Source organism: Solimonas marina, assembly GCF_012241385.1.
GTDB classification, from domain to species: Bacteria; Pseudomonadota; Gammaproteobacteria; order Nevskiales; family Nevskiaceae; genus Solimonas; species Solimonas marina.
The window spans coordinates 18,861-42,796 of sequence record NZ_JAAVXB010000004.1; the positions used below are offsets into that span (position 1 = coordinate 18,861).

Annotated in this window: 20 protein-coding genes; 12 read left to right on the forward strand and 8 right to left on the reverse strand. The window is 67.1% G+C overall.

Translation table 11 applies throughout. The features are described 5' to 3' along the window. The first annotated feature begins 8 nt into the window (after positions 1-8). From G7Y82_RS08480 to cysS, 3 genes are all read left to right on the forward strand, one after another. Positions 9-1,079, forward strand: coding sequence for an aminopeptidase (locus G7Y82_RS08480; RefSeq protein ID WP_168147621.1), 1,071 nt, complete (start codon positions 9-11; stop codon positions 1,077-1,079). Between the two features lie 150 nt (positions 1,080-1,229). Beyond that, a complete protein-coding gene (locus G7Y82_RS21700) occupies positions 1,230-1,355 on the forward strand; it encodes a hypothetical protein (RefSeq protein WP_277346277.1) in 126 nt (41 codons plus the stop codon). 73 nt (positions 1,356-1,428) lie between these two features. Continuing rightward, positions 1,429-2,805: a cysteine--tRNA ligase gene (gene cysS / locus G7Y82_RS08485; RefSeq protein ID WP_168147622.1), complete on the forward strand. Its 1,377-nt coding sequence runs from the start codon at positions 1,429-1,431 to the stop codon at positions 2,803-2,805. Between the two features lie 281 nt (positions 2,806-3,086). Here cysS and G7Y82_RS08490 read toward each other — a convergent pair whose 3' ends face one another. From G7Y82_RS08490 to G7Y82_RS08510, 5 genes are all read right to left on the reverse strand, one after another. Further along, positions 3,087-3,908, reverse strand: a complete 822-nt coding sequence (locus G7Y82_RS08490) for a MerR family transcriptional regulator (protein ID WP_240954185.1) — start codon at positions 3,906-3,908, stop codon at positions 3,087-3,089. Positions 3,909-3,967: 59 nt separating this feature from the next. Beyond that, complete coding sequence (locus G7Y82_RS08495; RefSeq protein WP_206370494.1) at positions 3,968-4,843, reverse strand: metal-dependent hydrolase; 876 nt, start codon at positions 4,841-4,843, stop codon at positions 3,968-3,970. Between the two features lie 136 nt (positions 4,844-4,979). Beyond that, a complete protein-coding gene (locus G7Y82_RS08500) occupies positions 4,980-7,715 on the reverse strand; it encodes a heavy metal translocating P-type ATPase (RefSeq protein ID WP_168147624.1) in 2,736 nt (911 codons plus the stop codon). Continuing rightward, entirely contained in the window at positions 7,712-8,125 is a 414-nt protein-coding gene (locus G7Y82_RS08505) for a heavy metal-responsive transcriptional regulator (RefSeq protein WP_168147625.1), read from the reverse strand. Before G7Y82_RS08505 ends, G7Y82_RS08500 begins: the two co-directional genes overlap by 4 nt. A 143-nt stretch (positions 8,126-8,268) precedes the next feature. Continuing rightward, a complete protein-coding gene (locus G7Y82_RS08510; RefSeq protein WP_168147626.1) occupies positions 8,269-10,491 on the reverse strand; it encodes a TonB-dependent hemoglobin/transferrin/lactoferrin family receptor in 2,223 nt (740 codons plus the stop codon). 300 nt (positions 10,492-10,791) lie between these two features. Here G7Y82_RS08510 and G7Y82_RS08515 point away from each other — a divergent pair, with 300 nt between their 5' ends. The 4 genes from G7Y82_RS08515 to G7Y82_RS08530 are packed head-to-tail and all read left to right on the forward strand — an operon-like array spanning position 10,792 to position 14,525. Continuing rightward, on the forward strand, positions 10,792-11,853 hold the full coding sequence (locus G7Y82_RS08515; protein ID WP_206370495.1) for a hemin-degrading factor: 1,062 nt from the start codon (positions 10,792-10,794) through the stop codon (positions 11,851-11,853). After that, positions 11,846-12,685, forward strand: coding sequence for a heme/hemin ABC transporter substrate-binding protein (locus G7Y82_RS08520; RefSeq protein ID WP_168147627.1), 840 nt, complete (start codon positions 11,846-11,848; stop codon positions 12,683-12,685). The genes G7Y82_RS08515 and G7Y82_RS08520 overlap by 8 nt, the downstream gene beginning before the upstream one ends. After that, complete coding sequence (locus G7Y82_RS08525; protein ID WP_206370496.1) at positions 12,682-13,746, forward strand: FecCD family ABC transporter permease; 1,065 nt, start codon at positions 12,682-12,684, stop codon at positions 13,744-13,746. The genes G7Y82_RS08520 and G7Y82_RS08525 overlap by 4 nt, the downstream gene beginning before the upstream one ends. Further along, positions 13,746-14,525 carry a heme ABC transporter ATP-binding protein gene (locus G7Y82_RS08530; protein ID WP_168147628.1) on the forward strand — a complete coding sequence of 260 codons (780 nt, stop codon included), beginning with the start codon at positions 13,746-13,748 and terminating at the stop codon, positions 14,523-14,525. Before G7Y82_RS08525 ends, G7Y82_RS08530 begins: the two co-directional genes overlap by 1 nt. Positions 14,526-14,538: 13 nt before the next feature. Here G7Y82_RS08530 and G7Y82_RS08535 read toward each other — a convergent pair whose 3' ends face one another. Next, positions 14,539-15,099 carry a DNA-3-methyladenine glycosylase I gene (locus G7Y82_RS08535; RefSeq protein ID WP_168147629.1) on the reverse strand — a complete coding sequence of 187 codons (561 nt, stop codon included), beginning with the start codon at positions 15,097-15,099 and terminating at the stop codon, positions 14,539-14,541. Positions 15,100-15,151: 52 nt separating this feature from the next. Continuing rightward, the gene (locus G7Y82_RS08540; RefSeq protein WP_168147630.1) at positions 15,152-16,474 is read right to left on the reverse strand and encodes a dihydroorotase; all 1,323 of its coding nucleotides are present in this window, start codon (positions 16,472-16,474) and stop codon (positions 15,152-15,154) included. Positions 16,475-16,574: 100 nt separating this feature from the next. Here G7Y82_RS08540 and G7Y82_RS08545 point away from each other — a divergent pair, with 100 nt between their 5' ends. Further along, entirely contained in the window at positions 16,575-18,782 is a 2,208-nt protein-coding gene (locus tag G7Y82_RS08545; protein ID WP_168147631.1) for a molybdopterin oxidoreductase family protein, read from the forward strand. A gap of 84 nt (positions 18,783-18,866) precedes the next feature. Beyond that, a complete protein-coding gene (locus G7Y82_RS08550) occupies positions 18,867-19,328 on the forward strand; it encodes a DUF2780 domain-containing protein (RefSeq protein ID WP_168147632.1) in 462 nt (153 codons plus the stop codon). A gap of 45 nt (positions 19,329-19,373) precedes the next feature. Here G7Y82_RS08550 and G7Y82_RS08555 read toward each other — a convergent pair whose 3' ends face one another. Continuing rightward, positions 19,374-21,377, reverse strand: coding sequence for a M1 family metallopeptidase (locus G7Y82_RS08555; protein WP_436286669.1), 2,004 nt, complete (start codon positions 21,375-21,377; stop codon positions 19,374-19,376). A gap of 205 nt (positions 21,378-21,582) precedes the next feature. Here G7Y82_RS08555 and G7Y82_RS08560 point away from each other — a divergent pair, with 205 nt between their 5' ends. The 3 genes from G7Y82_RS08560 to G7Y82_RS08570 all read left to right on the forward strand — a co-directional run bounded on the left by G7Y82_RS08560 (position 21,583) and on the right by G7Y82_RS08570 (position 23,874). Next, positions 21,583-21,936, forward strand: a complete 354-nt coding sequence (locus tag G7Y82_RS08560) for a hypothetical protein (protein ID WP_168147634.1) — start codon at positions 21,583-21,585, stop codon at positions 21,934-21,936. 94 nt (positions 21,937-22,030) lie between these two features. Further along, on the forward strand, positions 22,031-23,329 hold the full coding sequence (locus G7Y82_RS08565; protein ID WP_168147635.1) for an acetyl-CoA C-acetyltransferase: 1,299 nt from the start codon (positions 22,031-22,033) through the stop codon (positions 23,327-23,329). Positions 23,330-23,415: 86 nt separating this feature from the next. Further along, positions 23,416-23,874 carry a DUF3574 domain-containing protein gene (locus G7Y82_RS08570; RefSeq protein ID WP_168147636.1) on the forward strand — a complete coding sequence of 153 codons (459 nt, stop codon included), beginning with the start codon at positions 23,416-23,418 and terminating at the stop codon, positions 23,872-23,874. The last annotated feature ends 62 nt before the right edge of the window (positions 23,875-23,936 follow it).

Consider the following 23,936-nt stretch of genomic DNA (forward strand, 5'->3'; position numbering starts at 1 on the left):
GAGCCTCGATGCCGCGCCTGCCACTGGTAATTCTGGCCCTATCGGGCAGCTTGTTGCTGTCCGCGTGCGGTACGGTTTGCTACTACACGCAGGCGGTCGGCGGTGAAGTGGCGGTACTGCGGGCGCGCGAGCCGATCGCGCAGGTCCTGCGTGATCCGGCGACCGATCCGCAGTTGCGGCAGCGCCTGACGCTGGTGCGTGACGCCCGCAACTGGGCGGTGAAAGCGCTCGACCTTCCCGACAACGGTAGTTATCGCAGCTACGCCGATGTCGGCCGGCCGTATGTCGTGTGGAATGTCTTCGCGACGCCGGAATTCTCGACCGAGCCGGTCGAGCACTGCTTTCCGATCGCCGGGTGCGTCGGCTATCAAGGGTGGTACAGCAAACAGGCCGCCGAGCGCAGTGCGCAACAGTTGGCGGCACGGGGCGACGACACCCATGTCAGTGGCGTGCCGGCGTATTCGACGCTCGGCTGGTTCGATGATCCGGTGCTCAATACGATGATGCACTGGGATGATGCAACGCTGTTGTCGACCTTGTTCCACGAGCTGGCGCACCAGAAGCTCTATATCAAGCACGACACGCGCTTCAATGAGTCGTTCGCCGAATTCGTCGGGATGCAGGGCTTGCGCGATTACGAAAAAGCGCATGGCTTGCCGCAGAGTCAGGTTCTGGCCGAGCGGCAGGTGCGCAGTCGGCAGTTCACGAAACTGGTGCTGGCCGCACGTGATCGCTTGGTCGCGCTCTACCGTGAACCGTTGACGGCCGACGTGATGCGTGAACGCAAGGCCGCTGTCTTTGCGCAGCTGCGCACCGATTATCAAGCCCTGCGCGACGGTCCGTGGCACGGCTACGCAGGCTATGACCACTTCTTCGATCAGCCCATGAACAACGCACGCTTGCTGCCGTTTGGGCTATACGACGACGATCTTCCGGCGTTCGCCGCGCTGTTCACGCAAAACGGGGGTGACTGGCCTCGCTTCTACGCGGCAGCGCGCCGGCTCGGGAAGCGGCCGGCTGCGCAGCGACGCGCCGAAATCGAGCGGCTGCGCCAGGCCGGGGCGGCAGATGCTTCGTGATCTGCGTCATGGTGGCGCAGCATGCCGTTGCTAAGGTCTGGATGCGCATTTTCCCCCGGATCAGGGAGCAGTTTTGCGCGCTGCAGTGCAGCATGATTATTGCATTGCGTGCTGACAATCCCCCCTCGAAAATGCGGATCGGAGTGCGGTATGAGCTTGCGTTATTTCGACTCGGAAGCGGGTCGTGCGCGCTTCAAACGGCGCTATGTGTGGGCTTTCTGGAGCTTCTGTGCCGGGGCTGTGGTTGGCGTGCTGATCGTCGCCTCGATGTCATGAGCGTGGCGGCGGTGCCTGCCGTTTAGGCTGCGCAGCGAGTATCCTGCGCGGGTTTTTCTATCAGCCCGCCCTCATGCACCTGCACAACACGCTTTCCGGCCGTAAGGAAGAATTCGTTCCGCTGGACCCGAACCGGGTCACGATGTACGTCTGCGGGCCGACGGTCTACAGCTATGCGCATATCGGCAACGCCCGTCCGGTCGTGGTCTTCGACGTGCTGTCGCGCGTCCTGCGCCGGCGTTATCCGAACGTCGTCTATGTCCGCAACATCACCGACATCGACGACAAGATCAATGCGGCGGCGAAGAAAGAAGGCGTCGATATTCGGGTGATCACGGACCGCTATGCGGCGATCTATCACGACGACATGGCAGCGCTCGGCGCGCGCGATCCGGATCACGTGCCGAGGGTGACCGAGCACCTGCCGGAGATCATCGCGATGATCGAAAAGCTGGTGGCCAGCGGCCACGCCTACGAGGCCCAGGGCCATGTGCTGTTCCACACCCTGAGCTACGCCGACTACGGCAAGCTGTCGGGCCGCGACGAGCAGGCGCTGATGGCCGGTGCGCGTGTCGAAGTGGCGCCGTACAAGAAGCACGCTGGCGATTTCGTGCTGTGGAAACCGTCGGCCGACGATCAGCCGGGCTGGGATTCGCCTTGGGGGCGCGGCCGGCCGGGCTGGCATATCGAATGCTCGGCGATGGCCGACGCGTTGCTGGGCGAGACCATCGACATCCACGGCGGCGGGCACGATCTGATCTTCCCGCACCACGAGAATGAGATCGCGCAGTCGACCTGCGCGCATGGCGGCAAGACCTTCGCGCGCTACTGGCTGCACAACGGCTTTCTCAACATCGACAGCCAGAAGATGTCGAAGTCGGTCGGCAATGTGCTGCTCGTTCACGAATTGCTGAAGACCATTCCAGGCGAGGTGATCCGTCTGGTGCTGATGACGGGGCACTACCGCCAGCCGGTCGACTGGAACGACGAGGTCGTCGGCGAATCGCGCAAGAAGCTGGATCGCCTCTACGGCGCGCTGCGCGAGCTGGCCGACGTCGAGCCGGCCGCCGGCGTCGGCGCGCCGGACGCCTTCATCGCTGCGCTTGAAGACGACATCAACACGCCGATGGCGCTGGCCGAGCTGTTTGAGCTGGCGCGTGCCGCGAACAAGGCGCAGTCGGCCGACGAGAAGGCGCGGATCAAGGCGCAGATGCTGGACGCCGGGCAGTTGATCGGCCTGTTGCAGATGCAGCCCGCTGACTGGTTCGCGCTGGCAACGGCCGCCGCCGACGCACCGGGCGCCGACGAGATCGAAGCACTGCTGGCGCAACGCGCCGACGCGCGCCAGAACAAGCAGTGGGCCGAATCCGACCGTATCCGCGACGATCTCAAGGCGCGCGGCGTGCTCGTCGAGGACTCCAAGGACGGCCAGCGCTGGCGCTACCTGTAGGCGCCGCGCGACTGCGAAAAGCGACTACCGCAGATTTCGCAGATTCCGCGGAACGAATCTGTTCTGCGAAATCCAGCAGGGCCGCGGTTCGACGCTTTGCTTTTGTCGGACGGCGGGGCATTGCGTGCCCTGATATGCCGTGCGTTTGGTGGCACTCGGCATGCGCGGGCTCGGGTGCTTGCGCTGCACCGGAAGCTTGCGCGAAGGTCGTGTCGTTGCCGAATGTCGCCGCTTTGTCGGCGAAATCTGCGTAATCTGCGGTTCCCGCTGTTGAGCTTCTTCTAAGACGCCGGCGGCGGTTTGATCTGCTGTTCGAGGATTTGCGCAATGCGGTCGCCGAGAAATTTGCTCGCTGACTTTTCGAGTGCGCGCGAGATTTCCGAGTCGACGGCCATCACCGCCAGTGGCCGCAGACGCCAGATCACATCGGCAAGCTTGGGCACGTCCTCGGGCGGCGGCAGGCCGCCGTTATAGCGGTCGAGCAGGCGCACGATGACCTGCACCATCTCGTCGGCGACGTGCTGGACGTGGCTGCGCAGGTGCTCGACCAGCGTCAGCAGGTCATCGAGTGACATGCCGGCGCGGGTCAACTCGGCGCCGGCTAGTAGGATCTTCGGGTTCGGTGCGCGAAAGCGGATGCCGTCCGGCACCAGGATGCCGAGGCGCAGGACGCGGCTCAGCGTTGCGGGCGCGAAGGCGCTGATGCCGTACATGCGCAGCAGCTCCGGCATCGTGAACAGACGCGGCGCTTCGCTCGACCACGGCGTGCTGATCGCACGCTCGAGGCCGAGGATGTCGCGCAACTGCTGGCCTTTTTCCAGGCCTTCGATCAGCTCTTGGATGTTGGCAATCGTGTAGCCGCGGCTCAGCAGCTGGTTGACGAGCTTGAGCCGTCGCAGGTGCTCGCCGGTGTAGATGCCGACGCGACCGCGTCGTTCGGGAGGACTCAGCAGGCCGCGATCCTGATACGCGCGGACGTTGCGCACCGTGGCGCCGCCGGCGCGCGCCAGTTCGTCGATGGTGTATTCGTCGTGCTCGGCGCGATCGGACTCGGCGTCGTGCGCCGGGGTCTCGTCGTTACCGTCTTCGGGGGACATGACCATGGCGCGGATCATAAGCCAGCATCCGCGCCATCGCCTTGGCCGCAGGCGCCAATCTGCACTCAGGCCGCGCGGGCGAGGGTGTCACCTTCGAGATCACGCAGCAGCGGCTCGATGCCGCCGAGGTACTCGCGGTTGTCGTGATCCCAGGGATGGAAGCCCGGCTTGAAGTAGTCGAACCATTCGCCGATCGCGCGGCGCAGCGGCCCCGGCGTGCCGAACAGGAAGCGCAGCGTGCGCCACCAGCCACCGCGCTCGGCGCGGGCGCCGGCGTCGGCGCGCGTCAGGCGCCACATGAAGATCGCCACCAGCGGCCAGAACACGAAGCTGGCGGTGATCAGACCCATCACGCGCTGCAGATAGCGCAACGGGTTGCGGCCCATGGTCGCGGCCCAGACATCATAGGCAACCGCCTTGTGCTCGGTCTCTTCGAGCGCATGCCAGCGCCACAGCCGTGCGAAATGCGGCTCGGCGTTGCCGACCACGCGCGAGTCCTGCAGCAGGCTGTTGGCCATGATCGCGGTCAGATGTTCGAGCGCGATGGTGATCGACAACTGCGAGGATTTCGGCAGCACGCGCTTCATGAACTCCGTTAGCTTGTAGACGAAACCCTGCAGCGGCGCGCCGGGCAGGCCGGCTTCGTCGAGCATTTCGTTGCACTCGGTATGCTCGCGGCCGTGCATCGCTTCCTGGCCGATGAACGCGGTGACGGCGCGCTGCAGTTCCGGTTCCTGGATCTGGTTGCGGTAGTGACGGACCGCATGGATGAAGAAGCGCTCGCCGTCCGGGAAGAACAGCGACAGGGCATTGAAGAAGTGGCTGACGTGGCGGCCCTCGTTATGCCAGTCGCCGACGCGTGCCGCGGGCAGCTTGAAGTGCAGGTCGCGGCGAATCGGCATGATCGCCGGCTGTTCGTCGCGGAATTCAGGGTCCGTCATGTCTCGCTCCGTCAATGTGACATTGACGAATGTAACTATTGACGGTGGCGCTTTGCAAGCACCGTCCGTCGGCTGTGTTTGAGGCCAACGGACGGCGCTGACAACTGGCTGTCAGATCGCTGATTTTGCGACGGTTTCAGGGGGTCTTCGGGGCTTTGAGATGCCAGCCACGCAGTCGTAGGGCGTTGCCGATCACCGATACCGACGACAAGCTCATTGCCGCGCTGGCCAGCATCGGCGACAGCAACCAGCCGGTCAGCGGGTAGAGCAGGCCGGCGGCGATCGGCACGCCGAGCGCGTTGTAGCCGAACGCGAACAGCAGGTTCTGGCGGATGTTGCGCATCGTCGCGCGCGACAGGCGCAGCGCCGTCGCGATACCGCGCAGATCGCCCGAGAGCAGGGTGACGCCGGCCGATTCCATCGCCACGTCGGTGCCGGTGCCCATGGCGATACCGACGTTGGCAGTCGCCAGCGCCGGGGCGTCGTTGACGCCGTCGCCGGCCATCGCTACGCGGCGGCCCTCGCGCTGCAGACGGGTGACGACGGCCGCCTTGTCGGCCGGCAGCACTTCGGCGACGACCTCGTCGATCCCGAGTTCCTTCGCGACGGCTTGGGCGGTCACCGTGTGATCGCCGGTCACCATCAACACACGGACGCCGGCCGCATGCAGATCGCGCAGGGCATCGAGGGTGCCGGCCTTGATCGCATCGGCGATCGCCAGCACGCCGGCCGGCTGACCGTCGATGGCCACCAGCACCGCGGTATCGCCGTGCTCGCGCAGCGTCGATGCGGCGCTGCTGAGTGCCGCGGCGTCGACGCCGCGCTGCTGCAGCAGCGCGACATTGCCGACCAGCACCTCGGCGCCGTCGGCCTGCGCCCAGACCCCGAGCCCCGGATCGGAACCGAAGTTCTGGGCTGTCGGCAACGCCAGGTCGCGCGCCTTGGCGGCGTTGACGATGGCGCGGGCCAGCGGATGCTCGCTCGCCGACTCGACCGACGCCGCAAGCTGCAACACGCGCTGCTCGTCGACGCCGTCGAGGGCGGCGACTTTGCGCAGACTCGGCTTGCCCTCGGTCAATGTGCCGGTCTTGTCGACGACCAGGGTGTCGATGGTCTGCAGGGTCTCCAGCGCGGCGGCGTCGCGGATCAGCACGCCGAGCTGCGCGCCGCGGCCGACGCCGACCATGATCGACATTGGCGTCGCCAAGCCCAGCGCGCAGGGGCAGGCGACGATCAGCACCGAAACGGCGGCGACCAGCGCGTGCGCGGCGACCGGCGCCGGGCCGAACCAGGCCCAGCCGAGCCCGGCCAGCACCGCGATCGTGATGACGGCCGGCACGAAGATCGCGGCGACACGGTCGGCGAGCCTTTGCACCGGTGCGCGCGAGCGCTGCGCCTGCGCGACCTGTTTGACGATTTGTGCGAGCAGGGTGTCATTGCCGACGTGCTTCGCCTCGATCAGCAGCGTGCCGCTGCCGTTGACGCTGCCGGCCGTGACGGTATCGCCGCGACGGCGGCGCTGCGGCGACGACTCGCCGGTCAGCATCGACTCGTCGACATGCGTGTCGCCGTCGAGCACCGTGCCGTCGACCGGCATTTTCTCGCCGGGACGTACGCGCAGTCGGTCGCCGACCGCGACCGATTCGAGCGGCACGTCGCTTTCGTGGTCGTTGCCGTCGAGCCGATGTGCTTGCGGCGGCGCTAATGCCAGCAGCGCGCGGATCGCGCCGGACGTCTGCGCGCGGGCACGCAGCTCGAGCACCTGGCCGAGCAGCGCCAGCGTGGTGATGACGGCGGCGGCCTCGAAATAGAGGTCCGGCATGCCGTCGGTCGCCGGCAGCCAGTGTGGCGCCAACAACGCGACGATGCTGAACGCGAACGCGCTGGCGACGCCGAGGCCGATCAGCGTGAACATGTTGAGGCTGCGATAGACCAGCGATGCCCAGCCGCGCTGCCAGAACGGCGCGCCGGCCCACAGCACCACCGGCAGCGCCAGCAGCAGTTGCAGCCAGGCGTCGACGCGCGGCGCCAGCCAGTGCAGCGGACTCGCCGCACCCGGCAGCATCGTGCCCATGCTCAGCCACAGCAGCGGAATGCTGAACGCGAGGCCGATGACAAAGCGGCGGCGCATGTCGCGCAGCTCGCTGTCGTCTTCCGGGCCGGCGGTCGGTGATTCGGGCTCCAGCGCCATGCCGCATTTCGGGCAGGCGCCCGGATGATCCTGACGGACCTCGGGGTCCATCGGGCAAATCCACATCGTGCCTTCCGGCACGTTGCTGGCGTCGACCTGGTGCGGGTCGCGGGTGATCCAGTGCTGCGGATCGGCGCTGAACTTGTGCAGGCAGTGGTCGGAGCAGAAGTGATAGGTCTGGCCCTGCCAGGCGCTGTGGCGGGTGCTGGTGGCCACCTCGACCTGCATGCCGCAGACCGGGTCGGTCGCCGTTTCGGCGTCACTGGTCGCGGGCTGGCTGCCACAGCAGCCAGCGGACTTTTTCTGTGCGTGCAGATAGGCGGCCGGATCGGCCGCAAACTTCTTGCGGCAGCCGTCGCAGCAGAACCAATAGGTCTGGCCGTCGTGCTGGTGATGGGGTTTGCCGGCGGCGGTGTCGACGCTCATGCCGCAGACCGGGTCGGTCGCGGTCGCCGGTGCGGCGGGCGTCTTGGCCGCGCTGCCGCAGCAACCACCGGGGGTGGCTTGGGTTTTCAGATAGGCGCCCGGATCAGCGGCGAACTTCTTGCGGCAGCCGTCGCAGCAGAACCAATAAGTCTGGCCGTTGTGCTCGTGACGAGGCTTGCCGGCGGCGGGATTGACGCTCATGCCGCAGACCGGATCGGTCGCGGTGCTGGGCTTTGGAGTGCTGAGATCGTTCATGGGGTCTCCTCGCCGGACAGGGCGCGGACGATGGGGCAGTGTTGCAAGGGGCCGTGGCCCGGGCAGGCGTCGATCAGGGTGCGCAGGCCGTCGCGCACGCGCTGCAACTCGGCGAGCTTGTGCTCGACAACGGCGAGCTTGGCTTCGGCGGCGCGTTTGACGTCGGCGGCGCCGTGCTCGCGACGTCCGCTCAGCTCCAGCAGCTCGCCGATCTCGCCGAGCGTGAAGCCGAGTTCCTTGGCGCGGTTGATGAAGCGCAGGCGCTGCACGCTGTCGGCCGGATAATCGCGGTAGCCGGACGCGCGTCGCGGTGGCGTCGGCAGCAGGCCGACGCGCTCGTAGTAGCGCACGGTATCGGTACCGACACCGGCCTGTTCGGCCAGCCGTCCGATCGTCAGTGTCGCGGGCATGTTGCGCTCCTGATCGTGCAATGGAGCGTCATCGTAAACCCTGGACCATAGGCCAAGGTCAAGGGTTTGTCGGTGGCGGCGATCTTGGCGGCCGCGTCGAGCATGTGAAAGGGCAGGCGCGACGCCGCACCTGCCCCCACAGTTCAGAACTGATATTGCAGTGACGCTTTGAACGCGCGACCCGGCTGGCTGTAATACGCCTTCGGCTGCGACGCCGAGTCCGGCAGATCCAGCGCCTTGTAGTAGAGGCGGTCGAACAGATTGAATACACCGGCCTGCAGGCGCAGGCCGCCGAGTGCCTCGGGCTGCCACCAGCCGGTCAGATCGACGATCGCATAGCCAGGCGTCTTGTTCAGGTCCGAGCTGTCGTCCTCGACCTTGTTGCGGTGATCGGCGGCGGTCATCGACAGGTCCGAGCCCCAGGTCCGGGCTTGGTAGCCGGCGCCGACGATGCCCTTGAGCGGAGGAATCGAGTTCAGATGCTCGTCCTCGTCGGTGTCCTTGCCGACCGCGTAGACGATCGACGTCCAGCCGTGCCAGCCGCTGTCGAAGGTCCAGCGCGCCTGTGCCTCGATGCCATAGATCTCGACGTGCAGGCGGTTCACGTACTGGAACACGCCGTACGGATAGCTGCCATCGAGGCCGGCATCGGCGGCGGTGGTCGTGATCGAGTCGATGAAGTTGCGGTAGCGGTTGTCGTAAAGGCTGATGCCGGCGCCGCGCCGCTCGTCACCGTACTTGAAGCCGAGTTCATAGCCGTTGCTGGTTTCCGGCTTCAGGTCCGGATTGCCGACGCTGACGTAGGTGCCGGAGCCGCCGTAGGTCAGATACAGCTCGGTGGCGCTCGGTGCGCGGAACGCCTGCGCCCACTGCGCGTACAGCCAGCCGCCCGGCACGGCCTGCCATTCGAGCATCAGCTTCGGCGAGAACTTGTGATCCTTCGAATCCGGCGGCAAGCCTTCGTACGCGGCATTGTCGGTGTAGCTGGCTGTTTCCTGCGGATCCTGGCGGTAGGCGTCATAGCGCAGGCCGGGCGTGACGCGCACGCGATCGTCCGTGTCGCTGATGCGGTCCTGCACGTACAGGCCCAGCGTCGTGCCGTCGACGTCGGGCATGTCGGACTGGTTGACGTGCAGGAACAGACAGGTCGGGATCAGCGCCGTGCAGTTGTCCTCGCCGGCCGCGTACTGCGTGGTACGCGTCAGGAACGCCTCGCCGCCGAGGCTCAGATGGTGCTGCAGCGGACCGCTGGCGAAGCCGAGTTCGGTGTAGCCGTTGAGGCCGTACGAGCGTTCTTCGAGATCGCTGTCGCGGTCGTAGGTGCCGATCGGCAGCGTCGTGCGGTAGGCGTCGGTATTGGTCTGCATGGTCACGCGCTGCACGTACAGATTGGCGTGCGCCTGGCGCACCAGGCCGCTGTCGCGCTCGGCGAGGTAGTCGTAGCGCAGCACTGCGCGCTGCCGCTTGTTGATTTCGTCGGTGTCGTAGCGGCTGTACGTCGAGCCGACGCTGGTCAGCGTGTCGATGTCCTCGTCGCGCGTGAACAGTTCGCCGGTGAAGCCGAGGCGATGGCCGCCGGCGAGGTACTGATTGAGCTTTACCAGCAGATTGTCCTGGTCATAGTCGGACGGATTCGGCTTGCTGCGCGTGCTGCCGGTGCCGCCGACATCACCCTTGTTGTCGAGCTCGTTGCCGCGCCGGTAGCCAGCTTGCACGAGCAGCAGTGTGTCGCCGAGGCGGCCGGCGAGCGCCTGGTGCAGTCCCCAGCTATCGTCGCTGCCGTTGTAGATCGCCTTGGTCAGACTGCCGACGGTCTTGTCGTCGCCGAGCAGATCCTCGGGGTTCATCGTCTGCAGCGCCAGCACGCCGCCGAGCGCGCCGGTACCGAAGAAGCTCGAATCGGCGCTCTTGACGACGTCGATCGCCGACAGTGAGTCGAAGTCATAGGTGCTGACGCCGCCCTGGACGCCGCGCGCGCCGTCGTCGAGCCACGGAATGCGAATGTCGTCGATCGTCGTCAACACGCGGTTCTCGTCGAGGCCGCGGATGTTGACGCTCTGGTTGTTGCTGTCGAAGTCGACGCCGGCGTCGAGGCGTCGCGCGTAGTCGGCGAGACTATCGATCTGCAGCGTCGTCAGCGTCTGCTTGTCGGTGTGGCGGGTCAGCGCCGCGGGCTTGCCGGGCGAGGACGTGTCGGCGTCGGCGGTGGCCTGCACCTTGACGGCTTGCAGGCGGGTGGGCTGCTGTGCGGTGCCGTCGTCGGCGGTGGTGCTGTCCTGCGCCGCCGCTGCGGTGCAGATGGTCAGCAGGCTGGCGAATGTCGCCACGACGGCGGCCGTGCGCCGCCAGTCACTTCGTTCACGCATGAATAACCCCAGTAGTTGAGAGACATCGCTGGCTGGCGCGCGGCTCGGCTGGCTGGAGGAAGGACTTACGCGTGCGAGCGCGTTCGCGCGCCGCTCCGGAGCCCGGCGGAGAGCGTGCGTGCGCGGTCTGTGGCGACGAGCGCGGCGCCGCCATCAGGCGGTAAACCGGCTCCCCTGCGGCGCCATCTCCACAATCGCAAGTGATTGTGATTATCATTTACAAAAGGATTGCTGTAAACCAGCCGGCAGGCGCCGAGGCGGACCGCAGGCTCCCCAAACCTGAACGATGGAGCAAGACAGATGAACAACGGGATGGACGCGGTGGCGGACGATACGGTGGTGCCTCTGACGCTGCCGGCGCGTTGGTCGCAGCTGCGGGCGCGGCAGCCGCGATTGCGGATCCGCGACGCGGCGGCGCAGCTCGGCGTGTCGGAGATGGAGCTGTTATTGACCGAGGCCCCGGAGACGGTCGTGCGCCTCGATGCGGCGCCGAGCGCGATCATGAAGTCGGTCGAGTCGCTGGGGCGGGTGATGACCTTGGCGCGCAACGAGACCGTCGTGCACGAGACCAAGGGACCGCTGCGCGATCTGGATGTCTCGGCCAATGGCCGGATCGGCCTGTGCCTGGGCGAGATCGACCTGCGCCTGTTCTTCGACCAGTGGGCGTATGCGTACGCGGTGTTGCAGGCCGATGCCGGCGGTCGCGACAGCCTGCAGTTCTTTCACGCCGCCGGCGGTGCGCTGCTGAAGGTCTACCGCTTCGACGACGAAGCGCGGCCGGCCTGGACGTCGCTGGTCGCACGCTTGCGCGCTGCCGAGCAGCGGCCGGCGCTCGAACTGGTGGCGCCGGTCACGCCGCCACCGCGTCGCGCGCCGCTGGATCGTCAGGCGCTGCTCGCCGACTGGGCGACGATCACCGATCTGCATCAGTTCAACGGCATGCTGCGCCGCCATGACGTCGACCGGCTCAGCGCGCTCGAAGCGGCCGGCCGCGACTGGGCGCAGCCATTGCCGGCCGGCACGCTGGAACGGGCGCTGCGGCTGGCGGCCGAACGTGGCCAGTCGATCATGGCCTTCGTCGGCAACGCCGGCGTCGTACAGATCTACACCGGCCGCGTGCAGCGTCTGCTGGCGACCGGGCCTTGGTTCAATGTCATGGACGAGCACTTCAATCTGCATGCGAACGCCGCGGCGATCGCGTCGAGCTGGATCGTGCGCCGGCCGTCCGAGGACGGCGACATTCACTCGCTCGAGTTCTTCGACGCCGACGGTACGCTGGTGCTGACACTGTTCGGCGAACGCAAGCCGGGTATTCCCGAACAGACCGGCTGGCGCGAACTGTTGGGAGCGCTCGATGCATAAGTGGCTGCTGTCGTTCGCGTTGCTGGTCGGCGTGCCGGCGGCGCAGGCCGCCGACGGTGCGCGTGTCATCGCGCTCGGTGGCGACGTGACCGAGGTGGTCTATGCGCTCGGCGCCGGCGATGAGCTGGTTGCCGTCGACAGCACCAGCATCTGGCCGGCGGCGGCGCGAGCGCTGCCCGATGTCGGCTATGTGCGCCAGCTCGGTGCCGAAGGCATTGTCGCGCTGCGGCCGACGCTGGTGATCGCCACGCACGACGTCGGGCCGCCGACCGTCGTTTCGCAGTTGCGTGACGCCGGCATCGACGTGCAGGTCGTGCCGGAAACGCGCACGCCGGCGCAGATCGCCGCCAAGGTTCGCAGTATCGGTGCACTGCTTGACCGCCGCGCGGCGGCCGAGGCGCTGGCGTCGGCCATCGAGCGGCAAGCCCAGACGCTGCAGACGAAGGTTGCGGCGATGAAGACGCGTCCGCGTACGGTATTCGTGATGAGCGCTGCGTCCGGCGCCCTGATGGTTGCCGGCCGCGGCACCGCCGCCGACGCGGCGATCGCGCTGGCCGGCGGTGACAACGTCGTGCGCGCTTACAGCGGCTACAAGCCGCTGACGCCGGAATCGCTGATCGCGCTCAAGCCCGATGTGCTGCTACTGATGGACACCGGCGGCGGCGTCGACGCCGATGCGTTGCTGGCGCAGCCGGCCGTCGCGCAGACGCCCGCTGGGCGTGCGCGGCGCGTGATCGCGGTCGACGGTCAGGCGCTGCTCGGCTTCAGCATGCGCACCGTCGACGATGCCGCAAAGCTGCAGGCGCGACTGGCGGCGCTCGACGCGCCATGAACGAGATGGCGACGACGCTGCCGGCGCCGCCGGCCGTCTCGCGACGCCGGCGCACGCCGCTGCTGCTCGGTGCGCTGGCGCTGCTGGTGTTGGCGGTGCTGCTCTGGGGGCTTGCGTCGGGTGCCACCGACGTCGGCGCCGCCGATGCGCTGTCGGCGCTGTGGCGCGCTGCCGCCGGCGTACCGGCACAGGGAGACGATGCGATCGTGCTGGCGCTGCGTCTGCCGCGCCTGCTGTTCGGCGCACTGGTCGGCGCCGGCCTGGCCGCGGCCGGCGTCGCGATGCAGGGCCTGTTCCGCAACCCGCTCGCCGATCCGGCGCTGATCGGCGTGTCGTCGGGCGCCGCATTCGGTGCGGTCGCGACCATCGTCTGCGGTCACTGGCTGTTCGCCGGCGGTGCCTCGCCGGATGGGGTTGCCGCCGGCGCGTTCGTCTGCGGCGTCGTTGCCACGTTCAGCGTCTGGCTGATCGGTCGGCGCCGGCCGGGTGTGGCGACGCTGCTGCTTGCGGGTGTCGCGATCAATGCGATCGGCTTCGCCGGTATCGGCTGGCTGCAGTACCTCGCCAGTGAGCGCCAGCTACGCGATCTGACGTTCTGGTCGCTCGGCAGTCTGGCCGGCATCGACTGGCGGCGGCTGGCCATTGTCGCACCGTGCATCGGCGTGCCGTTGCTGCTCCTGCCGTTGCAGGCGCGCGCACTCAACGCGCTGCTGCTCGGCGATCGCGAAGCGGCATTCCTCGGGTTCCGTCCGGCGCGCGTGCAGCGACTGTTGCTGGCGCTGACGGCGCTGATGGTCAGCGCCGCGGTTGCGTTCACTGGCGTCATCGGCTTCGTCGGACTCGTCGTGCCGCATCTGCTGCGGCTCGGTTTTGGCCCCGATCATCGCCTGCTGCTGCCGGCTTCGGCGCTTGGCGGTGCAGCGCTGGTGCCGGCGGCCGACACGCTGGCGCGCACCGTCGCGGTGCCGGCCGAACTGCCGCTCGGTGTGCTGACCGCGCTGGTCGGCGGACCGTTTTTCCTGTGGCTCCTGCTGCGCACCCCGATCGTGGAGACCGACTGATGCTCGCACTCGAATCTGCTTCCTACTCCGTTCATGGCCGCTGTATCGTCGACGAGCTGTCACTGGCCGTGAAGCCGGGCCGGCTGCTGGCGCTGATCGGGCCGAACGGCGCCGGCAAGTCGACGGCGCTGGGGCTGCTGTCGGGGCGTCTCGACGCAACGCGCGGCGAAGCAACGCTGGATGGCGAACCGCTGGCCGACTGGGAGCCCGAAGTGCTCGCGCAGCGCCGCGCGGTACTGTCGCAGAACGTGCAGCTGGCCTTCGGTTTCACCGCGCGCGAGGTGGTGTTGCTCGGTCGCAGCTCACGCTGCCACCGCATCGCCGTGCGTGACGAGCGCATCGCCAACGCCGCGCTTGAAGCGACCTGCGCCGCGCATCTGGCACGGCGCAACTATCTCGAGCTGTCCGGCGGCGAGCAGCAGCGCGTGCAGCTGGCGCGCGTGCTCGCGCAGATCTGGGAGCGCGGTGACGTACCGGCCTATCTGCTGCTCGACGAGCCCGAAGCCGGACTCGACATTGCGCATCAGCACTTCATCCTGCGCTTCGCGCGGCGTCTCGCGCACGACGGCTATGGCGTCGTCGCGGTGCTGCACGACCTCAACCTGGCGGCGCGTCACGCCGACGAGATCGCGGTGCTGTCCGGCGGCCGGCTCTGCGCCTGCGGCGTCGCCGAGCAGGCGCTGGAGCCGCAGCGCTTGTCGAGCGTCTACGGCATCGAGTTGTGCCGCATGGTCGACGCGGCCGGCACGTCGCTGATCGTGCCGCGTGCCGTGCACTGAGTCCGGTCGCGCTTCAGCGGGCGCGATATTGTGGACAGTCGACGAGATGGTCGTTCACCACGCCGACCGCCTGCAGATAGGCATAGACGATGGTGCTGCCGACGAACTTGAAGCCGCGCTTGAGCAGATCCTTGCTGATGCGATCGGACAGCGGCGTCTTGGCTGGCACGTCCTTCGGGCTGCGCGCGCCGTTGTCCAGTGGTTGTCCATCGACGTAGGCCCACAGGTAGGCATCGAAGCTGCCGAACTCGGCCTGTACCTTGAGAAAGGCCTGCGCATTGGTGCGCGCCGACCAGATCTTCAGGCGATTGCGGACGATACCGGGATCGAGCATCAGCTTTTCGAGCCTGGCGTCGCTGTAGCGCGCGACCTTCTGCGCATCGAAATCGGCGAAGGCTTTGCGATAGCCGCCGCGCTTTTCGAGGATGGTCCGCCACGACAGCCCGGCCTGCGCGCCTTCGAGGATCAGAAACTCGAACAACACCCGATCGTCGTGCTGCGGCTTGCCCCATTCCTCGTCGTGGTAGCGAATGTAGTCGGGTGTCGACAGACACCACGGGCAGCGGCTTTCCATGCGGGGTCCCGGTGCGGCCGCCTCCCGTGTGGCCGGGAGGCGGCCGATGTCGTCAGACGAAGCGGATGCGCTCGCCGAGCGGCTGTTCGTTGACGACGCCGTCGCGATAGGCGAGGCCGCCGTTGACCCAGGTGGCCAGGACCTTGGCCGGGAATGTGCGGCCTTCGACCGGAGACCAGCCGCACTTGTAGAGCACGTCTTCCTTCTTCACCGTGGTGGTGCCGTGCGGGTCGACGAGCACCAGATCGGCGAAATAGCCCTCGCGGATGTAGCCGCGATCCTGGATGCCGAAGCGCTCGGCGACGGCGTGGCTGGTCTTGTTGACGACGGTGCGCAGGTTCAGCTCGCCGCGCTTGACCAGATCGATCAGCATCAGCAGCGAGTGCTGCACCAGCGGCAGGCCGGACGGCGCCTTGAAATAGGTGTTGGCTTTTTCCTCGGCGGTATGCGGCGCATGGTCGGTGGCGATGACGTCGATGCGGTCTTCCATCACCGCGTGCAGCAGCGCCTTGCGGTCCTCGGCGGTCTTGATCGCCGGGTTGCACTTGATCAGCGTGCCGAGCGCCGCGTAGTCGCTCTCGTCGAAATACAGGTGATGGACGCAGGCCTCGACGGTGATCTTCTTGCCCTTGATCGGCCCCGGCGTGAAGAACGACAGTTCGCGTGCCGTGGTCAGATGCAGCACATGCAGGTCGGCGCCGTACTTCTTGGCCAGGCCGGTCGCCAGATCGGTCGATTTGTAGCAGGCCTCGGCCGAGCGGATCCGCGGATGCTCGGCGATCGGCACGTCCTCGCCGTACTTTTCGCGGGCCTTGGCTTCGTTGGCGACGATCATCGGCGTGTCCTCGCAATGCGTGACGACCATCAGCGGCGAGCGCGCGAAGATGCCTTCGAGCGTCTTCGGATCGTCGACCAGCATGTTGCCGGTCGAGGCGCCCATGAACACCTTCAGCGCGCAGGCCTCGTCGCGCTTGAGTGCGGCGATTTCCTCGAGGTTGTCGTTGGCGCCGCCGAAGTAGAACGCATAGTTGGCGAACGAGCGGCCGGCCGTGTTCGCATACTTCTGGGCGAGCAGCGCGCGGGTGGTGATCGCCGGCTTGTTGTTCGGCATGTCGAAGTAGCTGGTCGTGCCGCCGGCGACGGCGGCGCGCGATTCGGTGTACAGATCGCCCTTGTGCGTCAGGCCCGGCTCGCGGAAATGCACCTGATCGTCGATCACGCCCGGCAGCAGCCAATGACCGCCGGCATCGAAGACCTCGACGCCGGCCGGCGCGTCGATCTTCGGCGCGATTTTTTCGATGCGGCCGTTCTTGATCAGCAGGTCTGCGGCCGTTTCGTGTCCTTCGTTGATGATGTGAGCATTGGTGATGAGCATGTCGGGCCTCCGGCGGAAGATTCCGTCATGGTAATCGCTAATGGCTGAACGGCGGTTATGATCGCTGCATAAATAGCCAGGCCGGCGAGAGGAGAATGACATGGCCGAGCACGTGCATTACGGTGCCTGCAACCTTTGCGAGGCGATCTGCGGCCTGGAGTTTCGCGTACGCGACGGGCGCATCGTGTCGATCCGCGGCGACGAGCAGGACCCGTTGTCGCGCGGTCACATCTGCCCCAAGGCCGTCGCCTTGCAGGATCTGCACGAGGATCCGGACCGTCTGCGCCGGCCGCAGAAGCGCGTGGGCGACCAGTGGCAGGAGATCGGCTGGGAACAGGCGCTCGACGAAGTCGCCGACCGTCTCGCCGCCATCCACCGGGCACACGGCGGTCAGGCCATCGGCGGTTACATGGGCAACCCCAGCGTCCACAACTGGGGGATCATGACGCACAGCAGCGCACTGTTCGGGCCGCTGAAGACGCGCAGCCGGTTTTCCGCGACATCGGTCGATCAGTTGCCGCACCAGCTCGTCAGCTACTGGCTGTATGGGCATCAGTTGATGGTCGCGGTGCCGGACATCGATCGCAGCCAGATGATTCTGATGCTCGGCGCCAACCCGCTGGCGTCGAACGGCAGCCTGTGGACGGTGCCGGACGTGCGCAAGCGCATCAAGGCCATGCAGGCGCGCGGCGGGCGGCTGATCGTCGTCGATCCGCGTCATACCGAAACTGCCGAAATCGCCGACGCCCACCATTTCATTCGCCCCGGTGGCGACGCCGCGCTGCTGTTGGCGCTGCTGCAGGTGATCTTTGCCGAGAACCTGGCGCGGCCGGGTCGGCTGGCCGATTTCTGCGACGGCCTCGAGGACGCGGCGCACCGGGTCGCACCGTTCACGCCGGAGCGCGCCGCCGCCGTTTGTGGGATCGACGCCGATACGATTCGTGCGTTGGCGCGCGAGCTGGTAGCGTCGCCGGCCGCCGCGGTCTACGGCCGCATGGGCGTGTCGACACAGGCGCACGGCACGCTGTGCCAGTGGGCGATCGCGGCACTGAACATCGTCACCGGCAATCTCGACCGGCCCGGCGGCATGATGTTTCCGCACCCGGCGATGGACCTGATCAAGGGGCCGGGCTCCAAGCCCGGTCATTACGACGCCTGGCGCTCGCGCGTGCGCGGCCTGCCGGAATTCGGCGGCGAGCTGCCGGTGGCGGCGCTGGCCGAGGAAATCCTCACGCCCGGCGACGGTCAGATTCGCGCGCTGGTGACGATCGCCGGCAATCCGGTGTTGTCGACGCCCAACGGCCGCCAGCTCGAACAGGCATTGGGCACGCTCGATTTCATGGTGGCCATCGACTGCTATCGCAACGAAACGACGCGCTTCGCCGACTACATCCTGCCGCCGACCGGCGGCCTCGAACACGATCACTACGACCTGATCTTCCATCACTTCGCGATGCGCAATACCGCGAAGTACAGCCCGGCGATCTTCGCCAAGCCCGAGGGCGCGCTGCACGACTGGCAAATCTTCGCCGGACTCGGCCGGCGCCTGCGCGCGCGGCTCGGCAGCGGGCGGTCCAAGCCCATGCTGCAGCGGCTGTCGGCCCGCCTGCGCGCGGAAGTCGCCGAGCGCCTGCCGCCGCACTGGCTGCTGGACCAGGCGCTCAAGCGCGGTCCCTACGGCAAGGGCCGTCCGCAGCGGTTGTCGCTGAAGGCCTTGCGCGCCGCGCCACACGGCATCGACCTCGGCGCGCTGCGCGAGGCGCTGCCGCGGCGGCTCTGCCATCGCGAGCGGCGCATTGCCTTGCTCAACGATGCGCTGCGCGCCGAGCTGCAACGCTACGACCGCGTGCTCGCCGAGCTGCAGACCCAGGCGCCGCGCGACGGCGAGCTGTGGCTGATCGGTCGTCGCCATGTGCGCAGCAACAACTCGTGGATGCACAACGCGCAGCGGCTGGTGAAGGGCAAGCCGCGCCACCAGCTCTACATGCATCCGGCCGATCTCGAGGCGCGCGGCCTGCTCGACGGTCAGCGCGTGCGCATCGCCTCGCGCGTCGGCGAAATCGACGTCGAGGTCATGGCCACCGAACAGATCATGCGCGGCGTGGTGTCGCTGCCGCACGGCTGGGGCCATGCGCGACCGGGTGTGCAGCAGCGCGTCGCGCAGGCGCATGCCGGACAGTCCGCCAACGATCTGACCGACGACCGTTATCTGGATCGGCTGTCCGGCAACGCGGCGCTCAATGGCGTGCCGGTGCAGGTGATGGCGGTCCGCGACGATCTGGCACCGCGCGTGGCGGCCAACGCCTGACGCATGCCTGATGCGCGTCGTGGCCCGCTATCATCGGCGGGCCATGTCGGGGCATGGCGCCCACCACTTTTCGAAGGACACAAGATGAGCACGATCGTCGATGCGCTGGCGCAGCAGTTCCATCTGTCGCCGGCGCAGGTCGAAGGCGCAGCCGGCAGCCTGTTCAAGTTTGCGCAGCAGCATGCCGAAGGCACGGCGTTTCAGCAGTTGATCGCGGCGGCGCCGCAGATCGCTGAATGGTTGAACAAGGCGCCGGACAGCGGACACGCCGGCGGTGGCCTGCTCGGCGGGCTGCTCGGCGGCCTGGCCGGCGAATCCGGTGCGGCTGGCGCCGCGGCCTTGGTGGCGACCCTGGAGAAGTCCGGCCTCAACGCGCAGACGATCGCGCAGTTCGTACCGGCGCTGCTGCAGCAATTGTCGAAGCACGTCGATCCGGCGCTGCTCAACCAAGTGATCGCGTCGGTGCCGGCCTTGAAGACCTTGACCGAAGGGGGTGCCGCGGGCGGGCTCGGCGGTGTGTTGGGCGGCCTGCTCGGCGGTCAGTAGCGTGAAACGGTCCGCCGCCGGGAGATCCCGGCGGCGGACCATGCCTCACTTCGTCGCCTTGCCGACGATGTAGACGTTGTTGCTGCGGTCGCGATCGGGGATCAGGTGATCGGGGTCGATCGTGACCCGCGCCACGGCCGGCGAGGCCGGCAGGTGCAGCGCGTAGTCCTTCTTCTGCAGCCAGGTTTCGACCGGCAGCCGCACATCGCGGTGGGTGCCGTCGGCGAAGTCGATGCGCACCGTGGCCGGCAATACCAGCTGATCGCGGTTGACGATGTGCACGACGACCGGTTCGTCAGGCGCCTTGTCGTCGTGGTCGATGCCGCCGACCGCCAGGTCCAGCGTCCAGTTGTTGAAGAACCAGCCGCGCCAGAACCAGCCCAGATCCTCGCCGCCGGCGCTGTCCATCGCGCGGAAGAAGTCGGACGGCGTCGGGTGCTTGTAGGCCCAATCGGCGATGTACTTGCGGAACGCCCAGTCGAAGCGTTCGGGGCCGAGGATCTGCTCGCGCAGCAGTACCAGGCCGTAGGCGGCCTTGAAGTAGCTGATCGGATGACGGTATTTCTCTGAGATCGCGTCGGCGCGCAGCATCGGCGGCGGCGCATCCTGATCTTCGAGGATGGGTTCGATCTCGTCGGCCGGCGCACCGCCGCCCGGCGCGTATTCCGCGTCGCGCTTCGGTGCGAATTCGCCGTGATTGAAGTCGTCCGACTCATAGGTGTCGATGAAGGTGTTGATGCCTTCGTCCATCCACGCGTCGCGACGCTCGTTGGAGCCGACGATCATCGGGAACCAGGCATGACCGATCTCGTGCGCCGTGATCCAGAACAACTGCTTGCCTTGGCTCTTCCAGTGATCGAAGAGGATGCCCGGATATTCCATGCCGCCGACCGGGCCGCCGACATTGATCGCCGCCGGATACGGATAGACGAACCAGCGCTTCGAGTAGTTCTCGACCGAGTCCTTCAGATACTCGGTGGAGCGGCCCCACTTGTCGTTGCCCGACGATTCGACCGGGTAAAACGACATCGCGATCGACGTCTTGTGGTCCGGAAGATTGATGCGCGCGGCATCCCAGACGAAGGCCTTGGATGCGGCGAACACGGCATCACGCGTGTTCTTCATGCGGAAATGCCAGGTCTTCTCGCCGCTGGCGCTGCTCTGCGCCGCGGCCTCGACGTCGGCCGGCGTGCGGATCATCACCGTCTGGTTGGACGCACGCGCTTGTTTGAGGCGCTGCTGCTGTTCGCTGCTGAGCACCTCGCCAGGGTTGACCAGCTCACCGGCACCGGCCACGACCATGTCCGACGGCACCGTCACGCGATAATCGAAGTCGCCGTATTCGAGATAGAACTCAGAGCCCAGATACGGCTGCGTGTCCCAGCCGCGCACATCGTCATATACCGCCATGCGCGGATACCACTGAGCGACGTCGTAGATGCGGCCGTTCGGCGTGTCGAGCCAGGCGGTGCGGCCGCCGAAGGTGCCGGGGAATTCGTAGTGGTAGACGATGTGCAGCTCGAGTTTGCTGCCCTTGCCGGGCAGGGGCTCCGCCAGGCGCACCTGCATGCGCGAATCGCTGATCACGGTCTGCGCGGCGTAGCGCTTGCCCTGGTACTCGACCTCGACCTTGTCGAACTGATAGCCGTCCGTCACCTGATCCGGCTTGCGGCGCCAGCCGCTGGCGAAGCTCGAACGCGAGCCCGGCTTGTAGATGTTCTGCTCGATCTGCAGCCACAGACCCTGCAGCGTGTCCGGGCTGTTGTTGGTGTAGGTGATCGTTTCGTCGGCGCTGAGTTGCTGCGTCTGGGTGTCGAGGCGCGCGTTGATCTGGTAGTCGGCGCGGTTTTGCCAGTAGTCGGGGCCGGGCGCGCCGTTGGCCGAGCGGTAGCGATTGACCGGTGTCGGCAGCGTCAGCGGCGCAAAGGTCTGGCGCGGATCGAAGCTGGGGGCGGGCGCGGCGGCCTGGGCGGCGACGCTCGCGAAGATGGCGAACAGGCCCGGCAGCAGGCGGGCGATCAAGGGGGGACGGGGTACGGCAGGCATCAGGGGTCTCCATCAGGGGGCGCTGCAGCGGCAAGCAAAACCCGTGCAGTCGGTGACGATCGTGGCCGTCATCGATGCGCGGATGGCAGCTCACTGAAAGGAACGCGTACTGCGTTGCCGGCGGAAATGCACTCGGGCACAGTGACCGTGAAAGCACATCACAGGCGGCGGTAAGCCGGCTGTGGACGCGAAGCGCGGAGGATGGCAGATGATGCGCAGGATCGGGTACTGGGCCGGGCTGTCCTTGCTGACGGCAACGGCCGCGATGGCGTCGACGATGGGACCGTTGGTCACCGACAAGCCGGTCTCATGGCATGGCAATACGATACGGCTCGGTGAGGCGGATGCCGCGGTGCGACGCGATATCGGCCGCTATCCGGATAGCGCGCAGCCGCTGTACGCCAACGACTCCGATCCGCGCTATGTGCTCGGCGAGCGTTGGATGTATCTCGGCGACAAAGCCGATCCGTCGGTGCTGTGGATCGAGTTCACGCACCGGCGCGTGACGCGAGCCTGGACCGAGTCACCGGCGGCGGACGGTGAATCACAGGCCTCGCCCTGAACCCTTGAAGATCGACGCACCGACCTTATTCATGCTATAGAATTATGATCATAATTTAATTAAACCGAGCCACGGCCCGGTCAGGAGTCAGCGGATGAAGACCGTCAAAAAGGTCGCGATTCTCGGCGGTGCGCGCATTCCGTTCGCCCGCCAGAACACGCAATATCAGGATGCCGGCAACGTCGAGATGTTGACCGCGGTGCTCGACGGCGTGGCCGACCGCTTCGGTCTGCGCGGCGAAGTCCTCGGCGAGGTGGCCGGCGGCGCGGTGCTCAAGCATTCGCGCGACGCCAACATCAGCCGCGAGGCGACCATGGCCTCGAGCTTGGCGCCGCAAACGCCGGCTTACGACGTGCAGCAGGCCTGCGCGACGTCGCTGGAGACGGCGATTGCGGTCGCCAACAAGATTGCACTCGGGCAGATCGAGTCCGGCATCGCCGGCGGCGTCGACTCCGCGTCGGATGCGCCGCTTGCGTTCAGTGAGCGGCTGCGCAAGCTGATCCTGCGCTTCAACCGCGCGAAGACGCGCAAGGCGCGTTTGCAGGCGCTGCTGGAGTTGCGGCCGGCGATGCTGGCGCCGTCGGTGCCGAACGTCAACGAACGGCGCACCGGCCTGTCGATGGGCGAGCACTGCGAGCTGATGGTCAAGGACTGGAAGATCACGCGTGAAGAGCAGGACGTGCTGGCCTTGGCCAGCCATCGCAACGGCGTCGCCGCCTACGAGCGTGGCTTTTACGACGATCTGGTGGTGCCGTTCCGCGGCTTGTCGCGCGACAACAATTTGCGCGCCGACAGCTCGCTCGAAAAGCTCGGCAGGCTGAAGCCGGCCTTTGACCGGCATTCCGGTTTAGGCACGTTGACGGCCGGCAATTCGACGCCGCTGACCGACGGCGCCGCGGCGACGCTGCTCAGCTCCGAGGCCTGGGCGCAGGCGCACGGCATCGAGCCGCTGGCGTATTTCATTGATGCCGAATCGGCGGCGGTGGACTTCTATGGCCCCGACGCCGAGGGTCTGCTGATGGCGCCGGCCTACGCGGTACCGCGCCTGCTCGCGAGGAACGGGTTGAGCCTGCAGGATTTCGATTATTACGAGATCCATGAAGCCTTTGCCGGTCAGGTGCTGTGCACGCTGGCGGCCTGGGAGGATGAACGCTTTTGCCGGGAGAAGCTGGGGCTCGACGCTGCACTGGGCGGCATCGACCGTGCCAAGCTCAACGTCAACGGCGGCTCGGTTGGCCTTGGCCATCCGTTCGCGGCCACCGGTGCGCGCATTCTGGCGGCGGCGGCCAAGCAATTGGCCGAGCATCGTGCGAAAACCGGCAAACGCGGCCGGACGCTGATCTCGATGTGCGCGGCCGGCGGGCTTGGCGTCGTTGCCATTGTGGAGGGTTGAGCACGGGGATATTTCCCGACGGTGGCCCGCGTGCGTTCTAATCGGCGGGTGCCGCCGTTTGCGGCATCCGTTCGATGGAGTCCCGGATGAAAGCGATGATCGCGGCGCTGGCCGCGCTGTTAATGCTGTCCGCCTGCGCAATGCCTGCGCCTGCGCCCGCGCCCGCATCAGCGGGCGCCGCCCTGCATGGTGATCCTGCGCACCCGGCAGCCGCATCGGGGTGGGTGCGCACGGAGCTGTACTTCGGCATCGGTCCGGTCGGCGCGCCGGAGCGCGGCGTCAGCGAAGCCGACTGGCGGGCGTTCCTCGACCGCGAAGTGACGCCGCGCTTTCCGAGCGGACTCAGCGTCGTCGACCTCTACGGTCAGTGGCAGGGGACGAAAGACCCCACACCGCAGCGCCTGCGCTCCAAGCTGCTGATCCTGCTCTACGAGGACACGCCGGCGCACCGCGCGGCGATCGACGCCATTCGCAGCGCATGGAAACGGCAGACCGGACAGCTGTCGGTGCTGCGTGTCACGCAGCCGGCCGAGGTGTCGTTCTAGGGCCTGTTGGCGTTGACAGGCCGGAGTCCGCTGCAATGGTCGCGTCGCATCGGCGTGGCTGC